Source organism: Streptosporangium amethystogenes subsp. fukuiense (assembly GCF_042665875.1).
Classification (GTDB): domain Bacteria; phylum Actinomycetota; class Actinomycetes; order Streptosporangiales; family Streptosporangiaceae; genus Streptosporangium; species Streptosporangium fukuiense.
The window spans coordinates 8,959,589-8,985,191 of sequence record NZ_JBHTEE010000001.1 but is presented as its reverse complement, the minus strand read 5'-3'; the positions used below and the strand labels follow the sequence as shown (position 1 = coordinate 8,985,191).

The following is a 25,603-nucleotide window of genomic DNA, read 5'->3' as shown; positions in this document are numbered from 1 at the left end:
CTCACCTGGAGAGAGACGAAGGAAACGGTCAGTGCACCTGCCTCAGGGCGGCGGTCAGCGGCCTGCGCGGCGCGTTGATCAGGGTGATCCCGTCCGGCAGCCCGCTGATGGTGGCCCCGGACGCGCCGACGTCGATCGTGACCCTGGCTCCCGCGAGCGGCAGTCCCTGGATCCGCAGGCCCTCCAGCCCGACGGGATCCAGCCACACCCGCCCGTAGGGAACCCACGGCTCGAAGCGCAGCAGACTCCTGACCAGCTGGATGGGGCTCGCCGCGGCCCACGCCTGCGGGGAGCAGGAGGTGGGGTACGGCACGGGCCAGGTGAACTCGGCCCGGTCGAACCCGCAGAACAGCTCGGGCAGCCGCCAGCCGAACGCCTCGGCCGCGTCCAGCAGGCCGTAGGCGATCCGCTGCGCGTCCCGGGTGAAGCCGTAGCGCATCAGCCCGGACGCGATCAGGGCGTTGTCGTGCGGCCAGACCGAGCCGTTGTGGTAGCTCATCGGGTTGTAGGCGCCCATGGTGGAGGCGAGGGTCCGCACCCCGTACCCGGTGAACATCTCCGGCGAGAGCAGCCGCTCGGCGACCTGTGCCGCCCGGTCCTCGTCGACGATGCCGGCCCACAGGCAGTGCCCCATGTTCGAGGCGAGACTGTCGATGGCGCGCCCGGCGCCGTCGAGACCGACGGCGTAGTAGCCCCGGTCCGGCAGCCAGAAGCGCTCGTTGAAGGCGTCCCTGATCCGGCTCGCGCGGGCCGCCCACTGTTCCTCCAGAGCCGTGTCGCCGACCTCGTGGGCGAAGTGGGCGCGGGCGATGTAGGCGGCGTAGACGTAGCCCTGGACCTCCGCCAGGGCGATGGGCGGGCGGGCCAGGGTGCCGTCGGCGAAGTTGATGCCGTCAAAGGAGTCCTTCCATCCCTGGTTGACCAGTCCGTGGTCGGTCTTGCGCCGGTAGGACAGGAACGGGTCGGCGCACCTGTTGATCCAGTCGAGGGCGGCGTCGGCGTGCGGCATGAGTTCCTCGACGGCCTCCCTGTGCATGCCCCACCGGCGCAGCTCGCCCAGGACCATCACGAACAGCGGGGTCGAGTCCACCGAGCCGTAGTAGGCGCGGCCGGCCTGCGGCGAGGCGCCGACCTGGGTCCCGAAGCGGAGCTCGTGCAGGATCTTGCCCGGCTCCTCCTCGGTGAGCGGGTCGTCGACGGTGCCCTGGAGCCTGGCCAGGCGGCGCAGGGTGCCCAGCGCCAGGCACTGGTCCATCTGCAGCGCCATCCACGAGGTCAGCAGCGAGTCGCGGCCGAACAGGGTCATGAACCACGGCGCGCCCGCGGCGATGGTCGGCGGCTCGTCCGGCCTGTCGGACTCGAAGAGCCGGAGCGCGCCGAGATCCTCCTTGGAGCGTTCCAGCGCCTTCGACAGGAGGCGGTCGGAGGTGACGACGACCGGGCTGAGGCGCTCCCAGTCGGCCCGGCGCCTGGCGGGCTCCGCGTTCTCCAGGGGACAGCGCGTGGAGAACCAGGCCGGTGACTCCTCGCCCTCCAGGATCGGGTTGACCTGCAGGCTGACGGTCCACTCACCCCGGGCGGGCACCACGACCCTGAAGATGAGCATGCCCGGCACGGCGAACGGCGACGGTTCGGCCACCACCCTGGTGCCGCGCGAGCGGCAGGTGGAGATGATCAGTAACCCCGACCTGTCAGCGGTCATCTCCACGTCGGCCACGTGCCTGACCCGGCCCGCCTTCACCTCGAACAGGTCCGCCACATCGGAGGCCACGTGGATGTCGACGACGCATCCGGCGGGCTCGTCGGCCAGGTTGCGCAGGGTCACGTCCTCGCGGAGGCCGCCGCCGACGTAGCGGTCCCTGATCACGAGCAGGCTGCTCTCGGCCCGACCCGGACGAGGGCCGGTCCTGCCGAGGAACGTCGCGTGGTACGGCTCGGCCGGCAGCACCCTGAGAGGCTCCACCGCCGTCTCGTCCACCCTGAGCTCCCAGCGCGAGAGCAGCCGGGTGTCGGCGTGGTAGACGCCCTGCGCCCCGCCGGGCCGGATGTCGCCGTTGCGCGCGCACACGCAGAAGGAGCCACCCTCGACCAGGGTGACCGTGGTGTCGCCCAGCGGGCCCGGCTGGCCCTCGAACGTCCATGCGTTCAATGCTCACTCCAGCCTGTGCGATATGTCGGCTATCAAGCCATTCCCGAATAAAAGGAGAGGGAACTAGACAAAAGGGGTCCATTGTCACGTTTTGCCCGATAAAAGAGCTTTTGTCCGACTCTGCTTGATATTTCGCCCCCGCGCACCATCGGCCACCCACCCGCCTGTTGCGACAAAAACCGCAAAAAACCGGCTCTGTCACATCGGTTGGAGTCACAACCGGGAAGATCCTGGCACGCCGGAAGGTAAACCGATAGTAGTCATTTCATTACCTAGAGTGACTAGCGACAGGAGGATGCCGTGACAGGCATCGACCGGCGAGGATTCGCCAGGCTGGCAGGGCTGGGCGCGGTGGGGGCCATGGCCCCCGCGGTCCCGGCCGCCGTCTCGCTCACCGGCCCGGCCCCCACCGGCCCCCGGCGGGAGCCGCGTGACGGAGAGCGCTGGGACACCTGCCTGAAGGTGGCACGGGATCTGCTGCTGATCGACGAGAACGGCGCGGACCTCAAACTCGAATACCTCAGGGTGCTGATCGACAAAGGTCTGCCCAGGACCCGCAGCCCGAAGAGGATCCTGGTCGTCGGCGCCGGGATCTCCGGGCTGGTGACCGCCACGCTGCTGAAGCGGGCCGGGCACCGGGTCACCGTCATCGAGGCCAACGGCAACCGGATCGGCGGCCGGATCAAGACCTTCCGTACCGGTTTCGCCGACCGGCGGCAGTACGCCGAGGCGGGGGCGATGCGCATCCCCGACTTCCACCCGCTCACCCTCGCGCTGATCGACAAGCTCGGCATCTCCCGCCGCCTGTTCTACAACGTCGACGTGCGGCCCGGCGACGCGGCGAGCGGACCGACACCGCCGGTCGTCTACACCTCGCGCCGCGGACCGGTCTGGCGCTCCGGGCCGTCCCGCGGGGAGTTCACCGCACCGCGGCGGGCGAACCACACCTGGATCCGGGTCAACGGCATCTCGCAACGGCGCGACGAGTACGCCAGGGACCCGCGAAAGATCAACGCCTCGTTCGGGCTCAGGGACGACAGGACCGCGGGAAGGATCCTGGACGAGGCGCTGGATCCGGTCAGGGACTACTTCTCCGTCGTCCGCGGCTCCGAGCGGGTCGACAAGCCGCTGCCCGAGCTGATCGAGGGCTGGGCCCGCGTGCTGTACGACTTCGACGACCACTCCATGAACCGCTTCCTCCGGGAGCACGCCAGGTTGAGCGACGCGGCCATCGACGCCATCGGCACCATCGAGAACCTGACCTCCCGGCTGCCGCTGTCGTTCATGCACACCTTCCTCACCCGGAGCCTGGTCAACCCGTCGGCGACCTACTGGGAGATGGCCGGAGGCAGCCGGGAGCTGCCCTACCGGCTGGAACCCGGGCTGCGCGGGAACATCCGGATGGACCGCCGGGCCGTGCGGATCCGGCACACCGCCCGGGGGGTGCGCGTGGAGACGGTCACCGAGACGGGCAGCACCGAGTCCGTCTCCCGGCCCCAGGGCAGGGGTGAGACGTTCGAGGGAGATCTCGCGATCATCACGATCCCGTTCTCCGCGCTGCGCCACGTGGAGATCACCCCGGCTCTGCCGTACCCGAAGCGGCGCGCGGTGATCGAGCTGCACTACGACTCCGCGACCAAGGTGCTGCTGGAGTTCCGCAGGCGCTGGTGGGAGTTCGACGAGCGAGACTGGAAGCGCGAGCTGGGCCCCCGCTACCGCCCTGGGCCCGCGAGCCACGTGACGGGCGGCGGCTCGGTCACCGACAACGCCAACAGGTTCGTCTACTTCCCCTCGCACCCGGTGCGCGGCAGCGAGGGCGGGGTCGTGCTGGCCAGCTACGCGTGGGCCGACGACGCCTCCCGGTGGGACTCCATGGACGACGCCGAGCGCTACGGCCACGCGCTGCGCGGACTTCAGGAGGTGCACGGGGAGCGCATCGCCGACTTCTACACCGGCCACGGCCAGACCCAGAGCTGGCTGCGCAACCGCTACGCCTTCGGCGAGGCCGCGGTCTTCACCCCCGGCCAGATGACCGAGATCCACCCCGCCATCACCGCACCCGTCGGGCGGCTGCACTTCGCGGGCGAGCACACCTCGCTCAAGCACTCCTGGATCGAGGGCGCCCTGGAGTCGGCCGTCCGCGCGGCCCTGGAGGCCAACGCCTGACGCCGCCGTCCACCCGGCGTGTCCACCCGGCGCGCGCCGGGTGGACACGCGCTCAACGGAGGGTGCCGTTGGTCATGCCGACGGGCTCCTCGGGCACCGCGACCAGGCCGAGCTCCGCGGGCGACGCCACCAGGGAGTGGTCGGGAACGATCCGGACCGTGTAGCCGAACGGGCCGGTGCGCTCCAGGGGGATGGTCCCGCCGAAGACGGCCCTGCCGTCGTCGCCCACGTTCTCGACCGTCAGGTCGGCGTAGGCGGGCGCGACCAGGTCGTCGTGGTCCCCGACCCGTCCGTAGGCCGCCTGGACCCGGATGTCACCGGGCTCCAGCTCGCCGAGGGCGACGGTGGCCTTCAGCCCCAGGGACGATCCGAGCTCGGGGGTGTCGCCGAGACCCGCGGCCTCCACATGCTCGACCCGCACACCCGGCCAGGCCCTGCCGACCCTGAGCTTCCACGCCGCGAAGCTCCTCGCCTGCTCGTACCCGTCGCCGGACAGGGCGCGCGCGGAGGAGGCCGCGGGGGCGTAGAGACCCACCACGTAGTCGCGGAGCATCCGCCCGGCGAGCACCTTGGGACCGAGCGAGGTAAGGGTGTGCCTGACCATCTCCAGCCAGCGCCGGGGCAGGCCGTCCGCGCGGTCGTAGAACCGGTCGGCCACCTCGTGCTCGATCAGGTCGTAGAGGGCGGTGGCCTCCAGCTCGTCGCGACGGTCGGGGTCGGCGACGCCGTCGGCGGTGGGGATGGCCCAGCCGTTGGTGCCGTCGTACCACTCGTCCCACCAGCCGTCGCGGATGGACAGGTTGAGCCCGCCGTTGAGCGCCGCCTTCATGCCGGACGTGCCGCACGCCTCCAGCGGGCGGAGCGGGTTGTTCATCCACACGTCGCAGCCCTGGACGAGCAGCTGCCCCAGGGCCATGTCGTAGTCGGGCAGGAAGACGATGCGGTGCCGCACGTCCTCCGCGTCGGCGAACTTCACGATCTGCTGGATGAGCTTCTTGCCGCCCTCGTCGGCCGGGTGCGCCTTGCCCGCGATCACGATCTGGACCGGCTTGACCGGGTCGAGCAGCAGCGCCCGGAGCCTTTCGGGGTCGGACAGCATCAGGGTGAGCCGCTTGTACGAGGGCACCCTGCGGGCGAAGCCGATGGTCAGCACCTCGGGGTCGAGGGCCTCGTCGATCCAGCCGAGCTCGGGCGGGGAGGCGCCCCGGTTGAGCCACGACTGGCGGAGCCGGGCGCGGGCCGCCCTGACCAGCTTCTCGCGCAGCCTCCCCCGGATGCCCCAGACGTCGCCGTCGGAGATCTTGGTGATGCTCTCCCAGCCCTGGGCCTGCTCGACCAGCGTGGGCAGCTCCTGACCGGCCAGCTCCATGATCTCGCGGCCCACCCAGGTGGGCGCGTGCACGCCGTTGGTGATGAACCCGATCGGGACCTCGTCGGCGTCGAAGCCGGGCCAGAGCCACTGGAACATCTCCCGGCTCACGGCGCCGTGCAGTTCGGAGACGCCGTTGACGCGCTGGGCCAGCCGCATGCCCATCGCGGCCATGTTGAACTTGCCCGGCTCGTCCTCGGCGCCGAGCGTGAGGATGCGGTCGGTCGGGACCGTGGGCCACGCGTTGTCGCCGCCGAACTGGCGGGCGATCATCTCCGTGGGGAAGCGGTCGATCCCGGCGGGCACCGGGGTGTGCGTGGTGAAGACGGTGCCGGCCCGCACCGCCTCCAGCGCCTCGTCGAAGGAGAGCCTGGCCTCGGTGAGTTCGCGGATGCGCTCCAGGCCGAGGAAGCCGGCGTGCCCCTCGTTGGTGTGGAACACCTCGGGCTCGGCGTGCCCGGTGACCCGGCAGTAGGCCCGGATGGCGCGGACGCCGCCGACGCCGAGCAGCAGTTCCTGGAGCAGGCGGTGGTCGGTGCCGCCGCCGTACAGGCGGTCGGTGACGTCACGGGCCGCGGTGTCGTTCTCGGCCACGTCGGAGTCGAGCAGCAGCAGCGGCACCCTGCCGACCTGGAGCACCCAGACCTGGGCGTGCAGCGTGCGCTGTTCGGGAAGGCTGAGCTTGATCCGTACCGGGGTGCCGTCCTGCTCCTTGAGCAGGGTCAGCGGCAGGCCGCCCGGATCGAGGGAGGGGTAGTGCTCAAGCTGCCAGCCCTCGGGCGAGAGGGACTGGGTGAAGTAGCCGTGCCGGTAGAGCAGGCCGACGGCCAGGATGGGCACGCCGAGGTCGCTGGCCGCCTTGAGGTGGTCGCCGGCGAGGATGCCGAGCCCGCCGGAGTACTGCGGCAGCGCGGCGGCGATGCCGTACTCGGGTGAGAAGTAGGCGATGCTCCGGGGAGCGTCGGGGATGGTCTGGTACCAGCGGGGAGCGGTCATGTATTCGCGGAGATCGTCGGCCGCGTCGGCCAGCCGCCGCAGGAAGCGGCGGTCGGCGGCGAGCTCGCGGAGCCTGTCGGCCTCCACGGCACCCAGCAGGGCGACGGGATCATACCCGACACGCCCCCAGATCGCCGGATCGACCTCGCCGAACAGGTCCAATGTCTCCGGGTGCCACGACCAGCGCAAATTCAGCACGAGCTCCCCGAGGGGTGCCAGCTCGGGGGGCAGGACGGTGCGGACGGTAAACCTGCGAATAGCTCTCACGGTGCCAGACCCTAGTTACTCAGCGCCACGAGGGCGACTCAAACACTCACGCGTCTCCCCCTCACCGCTATCAATCTCCCCCAAACACATCAAAGGCAGGTGATCGACTGTTAGGACAACTCGCCGAAGAGTAAGAGGTCCCGCACTCTATCCACCGGCACGCATGAAGATGGACTATTAGGGCACCGGACATACGAGCCAGAATGCGCTGCCCTCGGAATCGGCCGTCCCGGCGGGGCAGGGCTCCGCCTTGCCCCGAGAGCGGCCGCCGGGGACGCTTGAAAATCGAAGATCTTTCCTTGCTGACTTCCCCGGCGGCACCGGGCGTGCCGCCGCTACCTTGAGACGCGATGATCGGACGAATCCCAATCCTGGACATCTACCCCACGGTCGAATGCGGGCGTTACCCCGCGAAGGCCGCCGCGGGTGAGACCTTCGAGATCTCCGCGACCGTGTTCCGCGAGGGACACGACGCGGTCGCCGCAGGGGTCGTGTTCACCGGCCCCGACGGCGTGCGCGGGCCGCTGCTGCCCATGGGCGAGCTCGGGCCCGGCACCGACCGCTGGGGCGTGGAGGTGACGCTGCCCACCGAGGGCGAGTGGCGCTTCCGGGTGGAGGCCTGGGGCGATCCCCTGGCCACCTGGCTGCACGACGCGGGCATCAAGATCCCCCGTGACCTGGACGCCGACCTGATGTGCGAGGAGGGCGCCCGGCTCTTCGACCGCGCGGCGCGGGCCGTACGGGCCGCCGACTGCGAACCGGCGACCGGCACCGTCGCGACCGGCAGGCCGGTGAGCGGCAGGACCCCCGCGGCGAGGACGGCGAAGCGCGGCAAGGTCACCCAGGCACACGCGTGCGGGCACCGCGCCGCGCTCCAGGCGGTCGCGGCCAGGCTCCGCGACACCCGGATCGACCCGCGTGCCCGGTTCACCGTCGCCCAGCTTCCGGAGACGGCGGCGCTGCTGCGCGCGCACCCCCTGCGTTCGCTGATCACGAGATCGTCCCCGCGCTCGGTGGTGGTGCACCGCCGCAGGGCGCTGTTCGGGTCGTGGTACGAGTTCTTCCCGCGCTCCGAGGGTGCGATCATCGAGCGGGACGCAGCCCCCAAGTCCGGAAATTTCCAGACTGCCGCGAAGCGGCTGCCGGCCGTCGCGAAGATGGGCTTCGACGTCGTCTACCTGCCGCCGATCCACCCGATCGGGCAGAGCTTCCGCAAGGGGCGCAACAACACCCTGACGCCCGAGCCGTACGACCCCGGCTCGCCCTGGGCGATCGGCTCGCAGCAGGGCGGTCACGACGCCATCCACCCCGACCTGGGCACCTTCGAGGACTTCGACGCCTTCGTGACGAAGACCCGCGAGCTGGGCATGGAGGTCGCCATCGACCTGGCCCTGCAGTGCGCGCCCGACCACCCGTGGGTCACCGAGCACCCGGAGTGGTTCAACATCCGCGCCGACGGCTCGATCGCCTACGCGGAGAACCCGCCGAAGAAGTACCAGGACATCTACCCGCTGAACTTCGACAAGGATCCCGAGGGGATCTACGAGGAGATCAGGCGGGTGGTGCGGCTCTGGATGGAGCACGGCGTGCGGATCTTCCGGGTGGACAACCCGCACACCAAGCCGGTGGCCTTCTGGGAGAGGTTGCTGGCCGACATCAACGCCACGGACCCGGACGTGCTGTTCCTGGCCGAGGCGTTCACCCGGCCGGCGATGATGCGGACGCTGGCCAAGGTCGGTTTCCACCAGTCGTACACGTACTTCACCTGGAAGAACTCGCGCTCGGACGTCGAGGATTACCTGAGCGAGCTCTCCCACGAGACGTCGTCGTACATGCGGCCGAACGTGTTCGTTAACACTCCAGACATTCTCCACGAGTACCTTCAACATGGGGGTGTCCCGGCATTCCGTATCAGAGCAGTACTTGCGGCGATGGCGATGCCGACCTGGGGCGTCTATGCGGGCTATGAACTTGCGGAGAATGTACCGGTTAGACCAGGCAGCGAGGAATATCTAGATAGTGAGAAATATCAGTACAAACCCCGTGATTGGGTAGGGGCTGAGCGGGAAGGTCGTAGCCTTGCCCCGTTCATCACGCAACTCAATTTGTTCCGAAGAGCACACCCGGCGCTCCAGGAACTGCGTAATCTACGATTTCACAGCGTTAACCATCCGGACATGGTCTGCTTCTCCAAGCGGCTGCCCGGCGCCTACGACACGGCCACACGACGGCACGGCCTGGGCGACGTGGTCCTCGTGGTCGTGAACCTGGATCCGCACAACACCCACGAGGCGACGGTGTCGCTGGACATGCCCGCCCTCGGTCTCGACTGGCAAGCCGAGTTCGTCGTGGACGACGAGCTGTCGGGCGAGTCGTACCGGTGGCGGCAGGACAACTACGTGCGCCTCGATCCCCACATCCACCCAGCGCACGTCTTCACTCTGCGTGCAGCGGCGGCGAACCAGCGGTGAGCCGGCCGGGTACGCGTATACCGGCAGAACAGCGGGGAGTCCACTGGTGAGTCAGCTACCTGAGCCAATTCCGAACACCTTCGACGAGGAAGAACCGCGCGATCCCTACTGGTTCAAGCGCGCCGTCTTCTACGAGGTTCTCATCCGGGGTTTCGCCGACTCCAACGGCGACGGCACCGGAGACATCCGCGGTCTCATCCAGAAACTGGACTACCTCCAGTGGCTCGGCGTCGACTGCCTCTGGCTGCTGCCGCTGTACGAGTCACCGCTGCGCGACGGCGGGTACGACATCGCCGACTTCATGAAGATCCTTCCCGACTTCGGGGACCTCGGAGATTTCGTGAAGCTGGTCGACGAGGCGCACAAGCGCGGCATGCGGGTCATCGCCGACCTGGTGATGAACCACACCAGCGACCAGCACCCGTGGTTCCAGGCCTCCCGGCACGACCCCGAGGGTCCTTTCGGCGACTTCTACGTCTGGAACGACCACGACGAGCTCTACAAGGACGCCCGGGTCATCTTCATCGACACCGAGACGTCCAACTGGTCGCACGACCCGGTCCGGGGACAGTACTACTGGCACCGCTTCTTCTCGCACCAGCCGGACCTCAACTACGAGAACCCCGACGTGCAGGACGCGATGCTGGAGGTACTCCGCTTCTGGCTGGACCTCGGCATCGACGGGTTCCGGATGGACGCCATCCCGTACCTGTTCGAGCAGGACGGCACCAACTGCGAGAACCTGCCCAGGACCCACGAGTACCTGAAGCGGGTCAGGGCGGAGGTCGACCGGCTCTATCCCGACCGGGTGCTGCTGGCCGAGGCCAACCAGTGGCCCGCCGACGTGGTCGAGTACTTCGGCGACCCCGCCACCGGGGGCGACGAGTGCCACATGGCGTTCCACTTTCCGCTGATGCCGCGCATCTTCATGGCGGTCAGGAGGGAGTCGCGCTACCCGATCTCGGAGATCATGGCCCAGACGCCGAAGATCCCGGAGAACTGCCAGTGGGGCATCTTCCTCCGCAACCACGACGAGCTCACGCTTGAGATGGTGACGGACGACGAGCGCGACTACATGTACTCGGAGTACGCCAAGGATCCCCGGATGCGGGCCAACGTCGGCATCCGGCGGCGGCTGGCGCCGCTGCTGGAGAACGACCGCAACCAGATCGAGCTGTTCACGGCGTTGCTGCTCTCCCTGCCCGGTTCTCCCGTGCTGTACTACGGCGACGAGATCGGGATGGGGGACAACATCTGGCTGGGCGACCGCGACGGGGTCCGCACCCCGATGCAGTGGAGTCCCGACCGCAACGCGGGATTCTCCGACTGCGACCCCGGCCGCCTGTATCTCCCGGTCATCATGGACCCGATCTACGGCTACCAGGCACTGAACGTCGAGGCCCAGCAGCGGAGCGCGGGCTCGCTGCTGCACTGGACCAAGCGGATGATCGACATCCGCAAGCGGCACCCGGTCTTCGGCCTCGGCGCTTTCACCGAGCTGAACTCCTCCAACCCGAGCGTCCTGGCCTACGTGCGGGAACTCGGCGACGACCGGATCCTGTGCGTCAACAACCTCTCCAGGTTCCCTCAGCCGGTGGAGCTGGATCTCCGCCGCTTCGAGGGGTCGATTCCCGTGGAGACGATGGGCGGAGTTCCGTTCCCACCGATTGGCGAGCTTCCGTATCTTTTGACGCTCCCGGGGCATGGGTTCTACTGGTTCACCCTGCCGCCCGTATCCCAGGAGGCGTAAAGCCGTGTTGACGGAGCTCCTTACCGGTTGGATCACCCATCAACGATGGTTCGCCGGTAAGGGGCGTCCGATCGACAATCTCGTCGTCGACTCGGACGTGCAACTCGCACCACGCCTGCGCCACGTGATCATCTCGGTTCACCAGGCCGGGGCATGCGACCGGTACCAACTGCTGCTCGGCACCGACGCGCCCGACGAGTACCGCTTCAAGCCCGCCCACATCGGCGAGGACTACTACGACGCCGCCTACGACGCCGACCTCACCTGCGTCCTGCTGACCGGCATGGCGGAGAACCGTGATCTGGGCCCGCTCCGCTTCCGCCACCTCGACGGGGTGGAGATCAACACCTCCCTGCGGAGCCTGGTGCTCAACGCCGAACAGTCCAACACCTCCCTGGTGTACGGCGACACCTACATCTGCAAGCTGTTCCGCCGGCTGACCCCCGGGGTCAACCCGGAACTGGAGATCGTCACCGCCCTGGCCCGCCGTGACGGCACCCACATCGCGCGGCCGTACGGCTGGATCGAGACCGACCTCGACGGCGAGCCCACCACGCTGGCGATGACCCAGGAGTTCCTGTCGAACTCCAACGACGGCTGGGCGCTGGCGCTGACCAGCGTCCGCGATCTCTACGGCACCCTGGAGTGCTCGGCCTCGGAGGCGGGCGGCGACTTCAGCGCCGAGTCCTTCCGCCTCGGCGTGGCCACCGCCCAGGTACACCACGAGCTGGCCGCCGCCTTCCCGGTCGACGTGATCGAGTCGCAGGAGGTCAAGCGGATGGTCGAGGAGTTCGGCCGCCGCCTGGCCGTCGCGGTCGCCGAGGTGCCCGAGCTCCGCGAGCACGCCCATGTCGCCGAGGAGGCGTACCAGCGGGTCTCCGAGGTGGCCAGGGAGATGCCGGTCCAGCGCGTCCACGGCGACTACCACCTCGGCCAGGTGATGCGGACCCCCACAGACTGGATCATCCTCGACTTCGAGGGCGAGCCCGGACAGCCCATCGCCGAGCGCCGGGCCCTGGCCTCACCGCTACGCGACGTGGCCGGGATGCTCCGCTCCTTCGACTACGCGGCCCGCCACCTGCTGGCCGACCACGTCGACGCCGACGAGCTGCGCCCCCGCGCGGTCGAGTGGGCCGAGCTCAACCGCTCCTCCTTCCTGGCCGGCTACTCCGCCGGGGGCGGCCATCTGCGCGCCGAGGACGCCGTCCTGCTCCGCGCCCTGGAACTCGACAAGGCCGCCTACGAGGTCGTCTACGAGGCCCGCAACCGCCCGACCTGGCTGCACATCCCGATGGCCGCCTTCCAGCTGGACCGCTGACGGGTTCACTTCGAGCGGGGCAGCAGCACCTTGTCGATGATGTAGACGGTGGCGTTCTTGGTGGCGATGTCGCCGCAGACCACCTTGGCCCTGCCGGAGACGACGAAGTCCTGCCCCGAGCCCTTGACGGTGATCTGACCGCCCTGCATGGTCTTCAGCGGGGCCGCGGTCAGCTGGGACGGGCTCTTCCTGCCCTCGACCACGTGGTAGGTCAGCAGCTTGGCCAGTTGCGGCTTGTCGGCCATCAGCTTCTTGAGGGTGCCGGGCGGCAGCTGGTCGAAGGCCGCGTTGCTGGGAGCGAAGATCGTGACGCCCTTGGCCGTGTAGAGCTTGTTGGTCAGACCCGCGTCCTTGATGGCGGTGCTCAGGGTGGACAGCTCGGGGTTCTCGGCCACCGCGGTGGTGACCCGCTCCCTGGCCGCGTTGCCGAGGCTGCCCTTGCCGGTGGCCGGCAGGGCGGAGCAGCCGGGGCCGACCGGCTTGCCGCTCACGCCGGGCGAAGGTGACGACGTGTGGCCCGGGGGCGACGCCGACGGCGTCGGGGTGGGCGCGGACTGGGTGGCCGCCCCCGCGGCGACAGGGAGCGCGCTCAACATCAGCACGCTCAGCCCGGAGACGAGAAGTTCCTTCTTCATGGGACCTCCTGATTCGGATGCATGAGCCGCCGGGGTACTCCCGGCGGCTCATGCCGCCTGCTCACTGGCCACTTTCCCCCCAGATAGTCATCTATCGGACATATGGCCATTAAATTCCTAAAACAGATCAGAATGTTCACCAGCAAGACGGCATCCCGGGCCACCCTCACACCGAATCGGGGCACAGAGTAATCAAACAACCCCATAGAGTGACAGTATGGCTCCACCGCTACCCGGCCCGCTGGCCCATCTGGCACCGCTGCTGGACCAGTACGGCTACCTGGCCGTCGGCACGCTGATCTTCATGGAGGACTTCGGCGTTCCCGTCCCCGGGGAGACGATCCTGCTCACCGCCGCGATCTACGCCGGGGCCGGGCAACTGCACCTCGCCGCCATCGTGCCGATCGCGGTGCTGGCCGCGGTGGCCGGGGACAACCTCGGCTACCTGATCGGCCGCACCGGCGGTCGCGCCTTCATCCGCCGCTGGGGCCACTATGTCCTGCTGCCCCCGGAACGCTTCCAGAAGGCGGAGCGGTTCTTCGAACGGCACGGCGGCAAGGTCGTCGTCGTCGCCCGCTTCATCGCGGGACTGCGCGAGGTCAACGGCATCGTCGCGGGCACCATCGGCATGCCCTGGCTCCGTTTCCTGGCGTTCAACACCCTCGGCGCGGCGCTGTGGGTCACGGTGTGGACGGTGCTGGGGTACACCGTGGGCAACTACATCGGCGAGGTGTACGACGAGATCGCCCGCTACTTCGGCTACCTGCTCCTCGCCCTGGTCGTCCTGGCCGCCGGGCTGATCGTCCGGCACCTGCTACGCCGCCGCCGCGACCGCCGGTGACACCGGGGAAGCACATCGGCCACAGGGCCCGGGACATCGGGCCGGTCTCCGGTGGCCGAAAAGACGGATGATCACAAAAGGATGTTCGCGATCATCCGCCTGCGGCGTCACGGGACGGTTCGGCAGGCCCGTGCCCCGCCGTGTTCGGCCGCCTCGGTGTTCTCAGCCGCCTCCGTGTTCTCAGCCGCCTCCCGGAACGGTCCAGTAGATCCGTGTCCCGGTCGTCCGCCCCGTGGGCGGCGTCAGATTGACGAAAGCGCCGCAGTTGCCGGGCCATGCCGGGTTTCCCCCGCGGCCGGGGACCGGCCTGATCCTGCAGGTCGTCTGCATGACCCTGCCGTCGGTGCTCAGCATGTCGACGTACAGGCTGCCTCCCAGCGCCGCCAGGGTGATACCGATCACGTTGCCCGGATAACCGGGCACGGACGAGAGGTCGTGCCAGTTCGGGGTGGTCCTCGGATCCCTGAGCAGGGTCCGGCCGTCGCCCGGCACATAGCCGAGGTATTCGGTGTCGCCCTGGATGGCCGAGTCGATACCGCCCCCCGGCCCCGGCGGCCCCATCGGCCCCGGATCCCCCTGCTCGCCCTTCTCCCCCTGCGGACCCGCCGGACCCTGAGCGCCCGGATCACCCTTCTCACCCTGAGCCCCCGGCGGACCCACCGCCCCCTGCTCACCCTGCGGACCCGCCGGACCCTGGGTACCCGGATCACCCTTCTCACCCTGAGGACCCGCCGGACCTTGCAGACCTGTCAGACCCTGCAGACCTGTCAGACCCTGAAGACCCCGCACCCCCTGAGCACCCGCCGGACCCGGATCGCCCTTCTCACCCTGAGCACCCGCCGGACCCTGAGCGCCCGGATCACCCTTCTCCCCCTGAGCACCCGCCGGACCCGCCGGACCTTCCGAACCCGGGTGGCCCTGTGGGCCCCTCTTACCTTCCGGCCCCTGTTCGCCCTGCGGTCCCGGAAAACCCATCGGGCCCCTCTCGCCCTCCGGCCCCTCCGGTCCCTGGGGACCTCGGCGTCCCGGAACGCCCTGTATCCCCTTACGCCCCCGCCGTCCGCGCTCGCAGAATCCGTGACAACGGTGGCACGGACGGCCGCAACGGCGGCAAGGTCTGTGACGGCACTCCCCGTGGTGATCGACGGATGCGACGGGACCGCCCCCTTTGACGACCGCTCCGGCCGAAGCGCCCGGCACGGGCTCGGCCATCGCGCTCACCGGCGCCTGGCTCAACAGCACCGTCCCCGCCGTGGTCACGACGACGGCATACTTCAAGAGGCGGCGGCCGGCAGGACCCCCGGCCGGCTCACTCCCATGAGGAATCAACTTGTTTCCCTTTGCAGCGAGAATCCGATTTTTTATCATTTCCAGCGATCCGAATCGGAAATACCCGCACACCAAAAAGGAAAACGCGCCCCCCATTTTCGAGTCAGCAAACAGATGGCATTTCAGAGAAAACCGAATCCACCCTACAGGGCTTCTTCGCATTTTATGTACGACTAGACAATTCACCTTAAATGCCGGTTGCCGCGATTCTGTTCCGTGAAACGTGCCGAACGCGATATCACGGGAGCCCTGCGGCATGATGCGTCGGCCGAGCCGAGGTCGCCGCCGCCCCGTACCCGGTCACCGTCGAGGCGACCGTCGCCCGAGGCCATGGCCGCCGAGGCCCCTGTCCTCCCGGCGGCCATGGCCTCAGAACACGACCCTCGCGCCTTCCGGCTCCGCACCGGGGTCCGGCCGCCGGGTCCGCAGCGCCCAGCGCACAGCCGGTCCCATGGCCAGGCCGGAGAGCAGGAACAGGCCGCCCAGCACCAGCCAGCCCGGAGTCCCCCAGGTGACGATCAGCGTGGTGAGCAGCAGCGGGCCGAGCATCCTCGCGACCGCCGCACCGGATCCGAAGAAGCCCTGGTACTGGCCCTGTTTGCCGACCGGGGCGAGGTCGAATCCGATCTCCCAGGCGCCGGAGGCCTGCATCATCTCACCGAGCACCTGCAGGCAGGCGGCCACGAGCAGGACGAGCCCGGCGACCCACGCCGAGGATCCGGCCGACGACAGGGCGAACGCCACGCACGAGGCGAGCAGCACCGCGCCCGCCCACCGTACGGACCGGGCGGCGGTCTCCAGGTCACTGACCCGCCGGGCCACCCGTACCTGGAACAGCACGACGCCCAGGGTGTTGAGGACCAGCAGTGCGGCGACCGTCCAGCTCGGGGCCTGGGTCCGCTGAACGATCCAGAGCGGGATGACCAGGCTGAGCAGCGGCATGTTCAACAGCGCGATCATGTTGAGGAACGAGATCAGCGCGTACGGCCGGTCTCTGAGCACCGCCAGCGCCGGCTCGCCCGCTCCGGCGGCCGGCGTGGCCGGCACCGGAGCGAGGCGGAGCAGGATCAGCGCGGAGAACAGGAAGCTCAGCGCGTCCATCGCCAGGACCGTCAGGTAGGCCGCCGGGGTGTCGAGGTGCAGCGCCGCTCCCCCGAACGCGGCGCCGACCGCCAGCCCCGCGTTGACCGTCGCCTGCAGGTGGGCCCGGACCCCGGTCCGCCGCGCCCTGTCCACCAGCCCGGCGAGCAGTGCCTGCCTGGCGGCGGCGAGACCGCACTGGGAGATCGCGTACAGGCAGGCGACCAGCACGAACAGCGGGAAGGACCGGACGAACAGGAACGAGCCGACCGCGACGGCGGTGGCGACGGCCAGCAGGACCGCCGTGCCGCGCGGTCCCCGGCGGTCGGCGAGGTGCCCGAGCGGGACCCCCGCCACGAACCCGACGGCCCAGCCGAGTGTCAGCCCGAAGCCGACCTCGGTCGGCGACAGCCCCACGATCCGGATGAAGTAGAGCGCCGAGCACACGTAGTAGGCGCCGTCTCCGATCGAGTTGGTCAGCTGCGCGAGGGCGAGGATCCTGGGCGGCCCGGAAGGCGGCATGATCCGGCTGAACATCGGACTCCTTGGTGGTCACCGCGCTGAGGTCTCCCGTGTTGGGAACAGCGTGACTCTATTGAGGGGATTGGCCCCATATAAGATCCAATGGAAGACAGAATCATTGGGCCAATACGAGGACGGTCGGGTGGACTTCCATGTGAGCCTCGCCGGGCGCGGCGATCTGTCCGCCCGCATCTACCGGCAGCTTCTGGACGCCGTCCTCGACGGCCGCCTGCGCCCGGGGGAGCGCCTGCCGCCGACCCGCGAGCTGGCGCGACGGCTCGGCGTGTCACGCAACACCGTGGCCGGCGCCTACGAGCGGCTGACCGCCGAGGGCGTCCTCGTCGGTCAGGTCGGCGCGGGCACCTTCGTGTGCGCCGAACCCCTCGGCCGCACCCGCTCCCGGGCCGCGCCGGCGGGCAGCGGCGTGCGCCCCCGCCGCCTCTGGCGGTCCCTGCCCACCCCGCCGAGCGAACCGGCCACGGAACCGGTCTACGACTTCAGGGTGGGCGTCCCCGACGCCCGGCTGTTCCCGCTCGAAACGTGGCGCAGGCTCGTCGCCCGCGAGTTGCGCCCGGCGCTGGTGCGCTCCACCGGCTACGGCGACCCCTCGGGACATATGGGCCTGCGGGAGGCCGTCGCCCGCCACATCGGGATCTCCCGCTCGGTACGGGCGAGCGCCGCCGACGTGCTCGTCACCCAGGGTGCCCAGCAGGCGCTCGACCTGATCGGCCGCGTGCTGATCGAGCCCGGCTGCCGCGTGGCGGTCGAGGAACCCGGCTACCCGCCGGCCAGGCTGCTGTTCCGGTCACTGGGCGCGCGGGTCACCGGGGTGCCGGTCGACGGTGAGGGCCTGGACGTGTCCGCCCTCCCCGACTCCGCCCGCCTTGTCTACGTCACGCCCTCGCACCAGTTCCCGCTGGGCACCCCGATGTCGCTCGGCCGCCGCGCCGCGCTGCTCGAATGGGCCGAGCGGCGGGGTGCCGTGGTGATCGAGGATGACTACGACAGCGAGTTCCGTTTCGAGGACCGCCCGCTGGAACCGCTGCAGGGCCTGGACCGCAGCGGCCACGTCATCTACGTCGGTTCCTTCTCCAAGACGATGCTGCCGATGCTGCGGCTGGGCTTCCTGGTCGCCCCCGCCTCGCTCCAGCCCGCGCTCCGCAGGGCCAGGCAACTCACCGACTGGCACGGCGAGCTTCCCACCCAGGCGGCGCTGGCCGGGTTCATCGGCGAGGGCCTGCTCGGGCGACACGTCCGCAAGGCGACCCGCGAGTACGCGGCCCGCCGCGAGCGGATCCTCGCCACGCTCCGGCGGGACTTCCGCGACTGGCTGGAGCCGATCCCCTCGGCCGCCGGCCTGCACCTCTGCGCCCACCTGACCTCGGACGCCGGGGTCGACATGAACCGTGTCACGGCGTACGCGAACCAGGCGGGGATCGCACTGCAGGACCTCGCCCCCTACTATGGCGAGGCCCCCGCGCGGGCGGGGCTGGTGCTCGGGTACGGCGCCATCCCGGCGGAGCGGATCGAGCCGGGGCTACGACACCTGGCGGAGAGCTTCCGAGCCGCGTGGAACTCACGCGACGTCTGAACGCCTGGTCCCGCTGGAAGCAATCGCCGGTCTGATGTGAGTGCTCACCTCGTTCGCCGACTCGGGCGTCCGGGATGGGTTCTCGCCCTGCGGCCGAGGCACCCGGAGATTTCCGGCGGATCTCCTGACCGGACGGCAGGAAATCGTTACCGCCTCCGGATACCGCGGGCGATGTACCCGACATACCGCTGCAGTTGTAGGAATAGATCAATCTTTCATGGTATGTCGCCTTAAAAACCATTCATATAGCTTCGTAGCGGATCTTGAACTCTGATGCACGGCGATTAGTCATGTGCGGCAGCACCTGTGATCGTGAGCATCATCGAGGAGGCCGGCGTGCGTGGATGGTCATCGTCGAAGCTTTCCTGGCGGAACGCTCTGCCCTGGGTCGCCCTGCTCGCGACCGCAGGACTGCTGCTGGTTCTCAGCCCCGCCCTGCCCTATCGGCTGTCCGCCGCCGCGGCCGACCTGGCCGACGGGGTGGGCCGGCGACTGGCGAACACCAACAGCGGGCTGTGCCTGGACGTGCCCGCGGCGTCACAGGCCGACGGCATCAAACTGCAACAGTGGGGATGCACCGGCGCCACAGCACAGAGTTGGACGTTCACCGCGACGCCCGCCGGCTTCTACGCCCTGAGGAACGTCAACTCCGGCAAATGCCTGGACGTGCCCTACGCCAGCCCCGACCCCGGAGTCCAACTCCAGCAGGTCGTCTGCAACGGCTCCGACGCCCAGAACTGGCAGACCGTCGAGTCGGCCACCGGATTCCAGGTGAAGAACAAGGCCAACGGCCTCTGCATGGCGGTCAAGGACGCGGCCCTGACCAACACCGCCCAGATCGTCCAGATCGCCTGCGCCGGCCAGCCCGCACAAATCTGGACGATCAGCACGTCGGTGAACCTGGCCGACGGGGTGAGCCGGCGGGCGGTGAACGCCAACAGCGGGCTGTGCCTGGACGTGCCCGCGAGCTCGCAGGCCGACGGGATCAAGCTGCAACAGTGGGAGTGCAACGGCGCCGCGGGACAGAACTGGACCTTCACCGGAACAGGCGACGGCTTCTACACCCTGAGGAATGTCAACTCCGGCAAATGCCTGGACGTGCCCTACGCCAGCCCCGACCCCGGAACACAACTCCAGCAGGTCGTCTGCAACGACGCCGACGCCCAGAGCTGGCAGGTGCTGGAACTGTCCGGCGGAACCCGGCTGAAGAACAAGGCCAGCAACCTCTGCGCGGCCGTCAAGGACGCGGCCCTGGCCGACATGGCACAGATCATCCAGATCGCCTGCGCCACCAAAGACGCACAACTCTGGGCGGTCATCACCCGGGCGCCACTCGATCTGGCCGACGGGGTGGGCCGGCGGGCGGTGAACATCAACAGCGGGCTGTGCCTGGACGTGCCCGCGAGCTCGCAGGCCGACGGGATCAAGCTGCAACAGTGGGAGTGCAACGGCGCCGCGGGACAGAACTGGACCTTCACCGGAACAGGCGACGGCTTCTACACCCTGAGGAACGTCAACTCCGGCAAATGCCTGGACGTGCCCTACGCCAGCCCCGACCCCGGAACACAACTCCAGCAGGTCGTCTGCAACGACGCCGACGCCCAGAGCTGGCAGGTGCTGGAACTGTCCGGCGGAACCCGGCTGAAGAACAAGGCCAGCAACCTCTGCGCGGCCGTCAAGGACGCGGCCCTGGCCAACATGGCACAGATCATCCAGATCGCCTGCGCCACCAAAGACGCACAACTCTGGGCGATCACCGCACTGGGTGGTCTGCCCGGCGCACCGACCGCGGTTCAGGGCACCGCGGGTGACAGGCAGGCCACCGTCACCTGGACCGCCCCGACCGACACCGGGGGGATGGCCCTCACCGGCTACACCGTCACCGCCACGCCCGGCGGCCGGACCGCCACCGTATCCGGCCAGGCGACCACCGCCACCGTCACCGGCCTGACCAACGGCACCAACTACACCTTCACCGTCGTCGCCGCCAACGCCGCGGGTTCCGGCCCGGCCTCCCAGCCCTCGCCCGGCGTGACGCCGGTCGGCCCACCGGCTCCGCCCACGGCGGTGACCGCCACGGCGGGCGACCGGCAGGTCATCGTCACCTGGACCGCCCCGGCCGACACCGGCGGCTCGCCGATCACCGGCTACACCGTCACCACCACGCCCGGCAACACCGCGACCACCGTCGCCGGCACCATCCTGACCGCCACGATCACCGGGCTGACCAACGGCACCTCCTACACCTTCACCGTCAAGGCGAAGAACGCCGTCGGAACCGGTACCGCGTCGGCGTCCAGCTCGCCGGCCACCCCGAACACCACACCTGGTGCCCCCACCAACGTCACCGCGAACGGCGGCGACGGCAAGGCCACGGTGTCCTGGACCGCCCCGGCCGACACCGGCGGCTCACCGATCACCGGCTACACCGTCACCACCACGCCGGGTGGCACGACTCTCGTCGTCACGGCCGACCGCACCTCCGCCACGGTCACCGGACTGGCCAACGGCACCACCTACACCTTCACCGTCACCGCACGGACCACCGCCGGCCCCGGTCCGGAATCGGCTCCGTCCAACCCCGTCATCCCGGCGGCGGGGCTGGAGGCGCCCACCGACGTCACCGCGGTCCCCGGCGACCGGCAGGCCACGGTGTCCTGGACCGCCCCCGGCGGAACCGTCACCGGCTACACGATCACGGCCGCGCCCGGCGGCCGGACCGCCACCGTATCCGGCCAGGCGACCACCGCCACCGTCACCGGCCTGACCAACGGCACCGCCTACACCTTCACCGTCGTCGCCACCAACGGCCAGACCACCGGCCCCGCCTCACAACCCTCGACCGCCGTGACGCCGGCCGGGCCTCCGGGCGCCCCCACCACCGTCACCGTCGAAGGCGGCGACGGCAAGGCCACGGTGTCCTGGACGGCCCCGGCCGACACCGGTGGAAAGCCCGTCACCGGCTACACCGTCACGGCCGCGCCCGGCGACCGGACCGCCACCGTATCCGGCCAGGCGACCACCGCCACCGTCACCGGCCTGACCAACGGCACCGCCTACACCTTCACCGTCGTCGCCACCAACACCGCCGGCACCTCCGAGCCGTCCGCTCCCTCGGCCTCGGTGACCCCGATCGGCAAACCGTCCCCGCCCACCGCCGTCACCGCGACCGCGGGTGACGGCAGCGCGACCGTGTCCTGGCAGGCACCCGTCAACGGCGGTTCGACGATCAGTGGCTACACGGTGACCGCGACACCCGGCAACGCCACGGCCACCGTAGCCGGCACCACGCTGACCGCCACGGTCGGCGGACTGACCAACGGCACCGCGTACACCTTCACCGTGACGGCGACCAACGCGGCCGACACCTCCGAACCGTCCGAACCGTCCAACCCCGTGACACCCGCCGTGCAGGCCCCGCCCGGTGCTCCGTTCATCACGGACGTCTACCCCCGGGACGGTGCGGTGCGTGTGTCCTGGACGCCCCCCGACACCGGGACCTCTGGCCTGACCAGGTACGTGGTGACCGCCACTCCGGGGGCGGCGAGTGTGGAGACGGCGCCCGACGCGACGGAGACGATCGTGACCGGGCTGACCAACGGCACCGCGTACACCTTCACCGTGACGGCGTTCAACGCCGTCGGGGAGGGCAGCGCGTCCTGGCCGTCCAACCCGGTGACGCCCGAACCCGCCAAGGTCCCGCTGCGGCCGGCCGGTGTGCAGGCGTTCCCGCTCGACCGGCGCGTCGACGTGCGGTGGGTGCCGGTCGGTGACGGAGGATCGCCCATCACCGGCTATGTGGTCACCGCGCAGCCCGGCGACGTGACCGTGGAGGTGGAGGCCACCGACACCACCGCCTCTCTGACCGGATTGACCAACGGGACGGCCTACACCGTCACCGTCGTGGCCCGCAACAGCGCGGGAGACAGCACACCGTCGGCCGTCGAGGCGGTCACCCCCTCGGCCAACCGGCCCCCCGGGGCGCCGGAGCAGGTCCTGGTCGGCGTGCCCACCACCGGGACGGCCGAGATCTCCTGGAAACCGCCGGTCGACACCGGCACCGGCCCGGTCACCGGCTACACGGTGACCGCCGCCCCGGGCGGTCACAGCGTCACCACCTCCGCCGCCACCACCACCGCCACCGTCTCCGGGTTGAATCCGGAGACCGCCTACGCCTTCACCGTGCGGGCCGCCAACGCCTCGGGAAACGGGACGGCCAGTGGCGCGACCGGGAGCATCATCCCCAAGGTGACGGTGAAACGCGATCCCGTCCTGCTGTCGCAGGCGGCCCTCGCCACCCTGCGTGACGTGCGCGACGGCCGGACCCTGGTGTTCCACAATCCCCCGGCCCAGGTCACCGGGCTCACCCTCGGGGACATCGTCATCATCGAGGACAGCCCGCACGCCCCGGAGGGATTCCTCGGCAAGGTGCTGAGCGCCGCCGCCTCCGGCGAGGAGTTCATCGTCAGCACCACGACGTCGTCCCTCGACGAGATCTTCACCGACGCCGCCTTCTCGATGGACACCCGCCTGGACGCCGACCAGATGGAGTTCATCCCGGCCGGTCCCGGCGCGCGGGTGGCCGCCGCCGGTCCCGGCACCCCCAGGGCGTTCATCAGGCCACCGGGAGTGCTGGTCGTCGACCTCAGCTGGACGCTGCGGGACAGGGGCAGAACCACCACCCAGCTCAACGGCTGGGTCACCGTGGACCCCTCTTTCAAGATCACCAACACCCTCACCAGCAATCTTCTCGACTACCGCCCCAAGGTGGTCACCGAGACCAGCGTCAAGCTCTCGTCGGAGCTCCGGCTGGACCACGGATTCAGAAGGGGGTTCCAGGAGAAGCTCACCCTGGGCGTGGTGAAGGGCCCGTGCTTCAAAGTCAAGATCAGGGGTGTTCCGGTAAAGGTCTGCACCCGCTTCTACATCAACTACACGGTGTCCGGCGAGGTGTCGGTCGGCCTGAGTTACGCGGCCCACCTCGACAGGGAGGTAGGCGTCCGATGCACCGCCTCCGGTACCGCTACGGAGAACGGTTGTGAGATCTTCGAGAACGAGGGGCCGGGGTTCTGGCTTGACGACTGCACCGGACCTTCGGTGGTGAACTGTGTGGGTCTCTACGGCGACGGCCAGATAAGCACGGGGATAGAGACCGATGTCGCGCTCATGCTGTACGGAGGAGTCGGCCCCGCGCTGACCTTCACGTTCCCCAGGTTCGACCTGAAGACGAGCACCACCCAGAATCCGTGGTGCGAGCTCGCGGGCCTGGTGAGGGTGGGCGCCGCACTGGACGCGAGGATATTCAACAAAACGTACTCGCCCTGGCGTAATCCCGACCTCATACCCCTTGCCGGGAAGTCCCTCGTCTGCGGGGACACCTTCCAGGGCCTGAAGATCAACCCTCAGGTCGGCCAGGTGGCGCCCGGACTGAGTCTCCAGTTCGACGCCACGGTGTCCGGCTACCCCGACAACGTCACCAAGAACTGGGCGGTGCTCAAAGGCCCCGGCACCATCAACCAGGACGGGCTGTACACCGCGGGCACGGAGCAGGGAGTGGCCGAGATCGAGGTGGTCAGTCCGGCCACCGGCGGCCACCCCGAACTGCGTGCCCGGGCGGCGGTGGAGGTCGGCACCGTTTACGGCACGCCCAGCGCACCCCGCCGGGACGGCTGGAGCCGCCCGGGGCAACGGTCGATCACCGCGAGCTGGCAGCGACCGGTGTCGCAGGGCAGCAGCGCGATCAGCGGCTACGTCGTCATCGCACAACCCACGGCCTCCGACGACGCTTCCGATGCCGTAACGGCCTACGCCCCCGGCAACGCCACGCACGCGCTCGTGCAGAATCTCGCGCCTGGCGAAACGTACCGGATCACCGTGTACGCGCGGAACGCGCAGGGCACCAGCCTCCCTTCGGAGAGCGAGGAGATCACCACCCTCGACCTCACCTTCCCCGCACCGATGACGCAGGGCAACGACCTGGCGACCAGCAACGAGGTGCCCCGCGGCCGGCCCGACTCCACCAACTCGTCCTTGGGAGTCATCTCCGGCGACGGCCGATACCTGTTCTACCTCACCCAGGGCAGAAGCAATCTGGCGGCCGCCCCGGTGGCCAATCCCGCGAACTACAACCTCTATCTCTTCCGCTACGACACGACCACCACGGAACGTATCGTCGTCTCCAGAGGGCTGACCGGAGAAGCGGTGACCTCGGCCTACATCTTCAAGGCCAGTCGTGACGGGAACGCGGTGGCCTTCCTGAACGGCAGCAACCTGATCGTGCACCGCATCAACGCCGGCACGAGTTGGAGTCCGGGAACCGATCTGGCCCCGTACGGGGTGAGCAACAACGGCGACGTCGTGCTGTACCGGAAAAAGCTGGCGGGCACCACTGCCCAGTTCAACGCGTTCCGTCAGGTCGCCGGTGGCGCCCCGCAGCGGATGGACGAGGAGTGCACCACCGGTGCCGCCGACGAGAAGTGCCTGGATCTCAGCGCGACCATGTCCGACGACGGGTCGAAGGTGGCGTACGGCACCATCGACAACCGCGACGGGGGCAACGAATGGCGAGTGTGGGTGTTCGACGCCGCCGCGGGCACCCGGACCGAGGTCACCAGCGACAGCGCCGTACCCCGCGTGTCGAATCCGATCATCTCCGGTGACGGGAGCACCGTGGCGGTCTCCTACACCTGGTGGAACCGCTCTCCCGCATCGGAACCGCTGGTGAGCGGCCTGGCACTGAAACGACTCGGCACCGGCCCCGTCACCCGCGCGGACATCGTGGTGCCCTTCGTCAGCGACACCTCCGGGCAGGGCGGCTCCGCCAACCAGGAGTGGGCGACGCCGGAGGTCCTGAGCGGAGACGGCCAGGTGCTGGCGTATCACCACCGCACCAAGACCGGGACCGGCATATTCGATGCCCTCCACAGCCTGCGGACCTATCGGGTCGGCGGCATGACACACATCGCCGGTGGATCCGCGCTCACCCAACCTTCGCTGATCAGCTTGACCGATGACGGGCAGCGGCTGGTCTACACCCTGACGGGCGCCTCCGGATCAGGGCTGGGCCTCATACCGGGAGTGTGGCACGACCTGTTGTGACAGAAGGCTCGTGATGGCGGT

12 protein-coding genes are annotated in these 25,603 nt (G+C 69.3%); 7 read left to right on the top strand and 5 right to left on the bottom strand.

Features of this window, described 5'->3' with window-relative positions:
* Positions 1 to 28: 28 nt before the first annotated feature.
* Complete coding sequence (locus ACFQVD_RS39850; RefSeq protein WP_343972897.1) at positions 29 to 2,149, bottom strand: amylo-alpha-1,6-glucosidase; 2,121 nt, start codon at positions 2,147 to 2,149, stop codon at positions 29 to 31.
* Positions 2,150 to 2,449: 300 nt separating this feature from the next.
* On the opposite strand from ACFQVD_RS39850, the gene ACFQVD_RS39845 reads away from it, so the two are divergent.
* Complete coding sequence (locus ACFQVD_RS39845; RefSeq protein WP_343972900.1) at positions 2,450 to 4,315, top strand: flavin monoamine oxidase family protein; 1,866 nt, start codon at positions 2,450 to 2,452, stop codon at positions 4,313 to 4,315.
* Positions 4,316 to 4,367: 52 nt separating this feature from the next.
* Here ACFQVD_RS39845 and glgP read toward each other — a convergent pair whose 3' ends face one another.
* Positions 4,368 to 6,947 (bottom strand): alpha-glucan family phosphorylase, encoded by a 2,580-nt coding sequence (gene glgP, locus ACFQVD_RS39840; protein ID WP_343972903.1) that lies wholly within the window; start codon positions 6,945 to 6,947, stop codon positions 4,368 to 4,370.
* Positions 6,948 to 7,297: 350 nt separating this feature from the next.
* On the opposite strand from glgP, the gene ACFQVD_RS39835 reads away from it, so the two are divergent.
* From ACFQVD_RS39835 to ACFQVD_RS39825, 3 genes are read left to right on the top strand one after another with little or no spacing between them, the layout of a single operon-like run.
* Entirely contained in the window at positions 7,298 to 9,418 is a 2,121-nt protein-coding gene (locus ACFQVD_RS39835; protein WP_343972906.1) for an alpha-1,4-glucan--maltose-1-phosphate maltosyltransferase, read from the top strand.
* A 46-nt stretch (positions 9,419 to 9,464) separates the two neighbouring features.
* Positions 9,465 to 11,168: a maltose alpha-D-glucosyltransferase gene (gene treS / locus ACFQVD_RS39830; RefSeq protein WP_030913794.1), complete on the top strand. Its 1,704-nt coding sequence runs from the start codon at positions 9,465 to 9,467 to the stop codon at positions 11,166 to 11,168.
* 4 nt (positions 11,169 to 11,172) lie between these two features.
* Complete coding sequence (locus ACFQVD_RS39825) at positions 11,173 to 12,486, top strand: maltokinase N-terminal cap-like domain-containing protein (protein WP_343972912.1); 1,314 nt, start codon at positions 11,173 to 11,175, stop codon at positions 12,484 to 12,486.
* Positions 12,487 to 12,491: 5 nt separating this feature from the next.
* On the opposite strand, the gene ACFQVD_RS39820 is transcribed toward ACFQVD_RS39825, so the two are convergent.
* A complete protein-coding gene (locus ACFQVD_RS39820; protein ID WP_343972915.1) occupies positions 12,492 to 13,121 on the bottom strand; it encodes a fasciclin domain-containing protein in 630 nt (209 codons plus the stop codon).
* A 217-nt stretch (positions 13,122 to 13,338) separates the two neighbouring features.
* Between ACFQVD_RS39820 and ACFQVD_RS39815 the strand changes: the two genes are divergently transcribed.
* Positions 13,339 to 13,962: a DedA family protein gene (locus ACFQVD_RS39815; RefSeq protein ID WP_343972918.1), complete on the top strand. Its 624-nt coding sequence runs from the start codon at positions 13,339 to 13,341 to the stop codon at positions 13,960 to 13,962.
* A 180-nt stretch (positions 13,963 to 14,142) separates the two neighbouring features.
* Here ACFQVD_RS39815 and ACFQVD_RS39810 read toward each other — a convergent pair whose 3' ends face one another.
* Both ACFQVD_RS39810 and ACFQVD_RS39805 read right to left on the bottom strand, forming a co-directional pair.
* Positions 14,143 to 14,622 (bottom strand): hypothetical protein, encoded by a 480-nt coding sequence (locus tag ACFQVD_RS39810; protein WP_343972921.1) that lies wholly within the window; start codon positions 14,620 to 14,622, stop codon positions 14,143 to 14,145.
* 1,038 nt (positions 14,623 to 15,660) lie between these two features.
* Positions 15,661 to 16,908, bottom strand: a complete 1,248-nt coding sequence (locus ACFQVD_RS39805; RefSeq protein ID WP_343972924.1) for an MFS transporter — start codon at positions 16,906 to 16,908, stop codon at positions 15,661 to 15,663.
* A 127-nt stretch (positions 16,909 to 17,035) separates the two neighbouring features.
* On the opposite strand from ACFQVD_RS39805, the gene pdxR reads away from it, so the two are divergent.
* A complete protein-coding gene (pdxR, locus tag ACFQVD_RS39800; RefSeq protein ID WP_343972927.1) occupies positions 17,036 to 18,484 on the top strand; it encodes a MocR-like pyridoxine biosynthesis transcription factor PdxR in 1,449 nt (482 codons plus the stop codon).
* A gap of 312 nt (positions 18,485 to 18,796) precedes the next feature.
* The gene (locus ACFQVD_RS39795; protein WP_386368801.1) at positions 18,797 to 25,582 is read left to right on the top strand and encodes a fibronectin type III domain-containing protein; all 6,786 of its coding nucleotides are present in this window, start codon (positions 18,797 to 18,799) and stop codon (positions 25,580 to 25,582) included.
* The last annotated feature ends 21 nt before the right edge of the window (positions 25,583 to 25,603 follow it).

What these genes read in the sequence shown, in the direction of transcription:
- ACFQVD_RS39835 (WP_343972906.1), top strand. Translation starts at nt 7,298, where the DNA reads ATGATCGGACGAATCCCAATCCTGGACATCTACCCCACGGTCGAATGC.
- ACFQVD_RS39820 (WP_343972915.1), bottom strand. Translation starts at nt 13,121, where the DNA reads ATGAAGAAGGAACTTCTCGTCTCCGGGCTGAGCGTGCTGATGTTGAGC.
- ACFQVD_RS39815 (WP_343972918.1), top strand. Translation starts at nt 13,339, where the DNA reads ATGGCTCCACCGCTACCCGGCCCGCTGGCCCATCTGGCACCGCTGCTG.
- ACFQVD_RS39805 (WP_343972924.1), bottom strand. Translation starts at nt 16,908, where the DNA reads ATGTTCAGCCGGATCATGCCGCCTTCCGGGCCGCCCAGGATCCTCGCC.